The following is a 1,047-nucleotide window of genomic DNA, read 5'->3' as shown; positions in this document are numbered from 1 at the left end:
ATCGCCCTATTCGGACTCGCTTTCGCTACGGCTTCCCCACACGGGTTAACCTCGCAACGCACCGCAAACTCGCAGGCTCATTCTTCAAAAGGCACGCAGTCACGACTGTATGTGCAAGCACATACAGCGACGCTCCCACGGCTTGTAGGCACACGGTTTCAGGTACTATTTCACTCCGCTCCCGCGGTACTTTTCACCATTCCCTCACGGTACTATCCGCTATCGGTCACCAGGGAATATTTAGGCTTAACGGGTGGTCCCGCCAGATTCACACGGGATTTCTCGGGCCCCGTGCTACTTGGGTGTCTCTCAAACGAGCCGTTGATGTTTCGACTACGGGGGTCTTACCCTCTACGCCGGACCTTTCGCATGTCCTTCGCCTACATCAACGGTTTCTGACTCGCCTCACAGCCGGCAGACTGTGAAAGAGAGATCCCACAACCCCGCACACGCAACCCCTGCCGGGTCTCACACGTATACGGTTTGGCCTCATCCGGTTTCGCTCGCCACTACTCCCGGAATCACGGTTGTTTTCTCTTCCTGCGGGTACTGAGATGTTTCACTTCCCCGCGTTCCCTCCACACTGCCTATGTGTTCAGCAGCGGGTGACAGCCCATGACGACTGCCGGGTTTCCCCATTCGGAAACCCCCGGATCAAAGCCTGGTTGACGACTCCCCGGGGACTATCGTGGCCTCCCACGTCCTTCATCGGTTCCTGGTGCCAAGGCATCCACCGTGCGCCCTTAAAAACTTGGCCACAGATGCTCGCGTCCACTGTGCAGTTCTCAAACAACGACCAACCACCCGTCACACACCCAACTGGATGCTTTACCGGGGTCGGCAGTGAAGGCAGCCTGACGGCCATACCCTCAGATACCCAACAGCGTGCCCGGCCCGACCAATCAAGACTCTGTTTTCCACGCCGAAGCAGTACTTACAGGTCCAACTGATCGTGCCGAATAGTCAACGTTCCACCCATGAGCAACCACCGTCGAACATTTGCCGACGTAGTGGCCTCTGACCAGCCGAAGCCGGTAAGAAGTGCTC

1 rRNA gene is annotated in these 1,047 nt (G+C 57.3%); it reads right to left on the bottom strand.

Annotation, left to right across the window (positions count from 1 at the left end):
- Window positions 1-757, bottom strand: a 23S ribosomal RNA gene (locus ACFVXC_RS42445); the annotation flags it as partial.
- Window positions 758-1,047: the final 290 nt, after the last annotated feature.

This window comes from Streptomyces sp. NPDC058257, from assembly GCF_042881845.1.
Lineage (GTDB): Bacteria > Actinomycetota > Actinomycetes > Streptomycetales > Streptomycetaceae > Streptomyces.
This window is presented reverse-complemented; position numbering and strand designations above follow the sequence as displayed.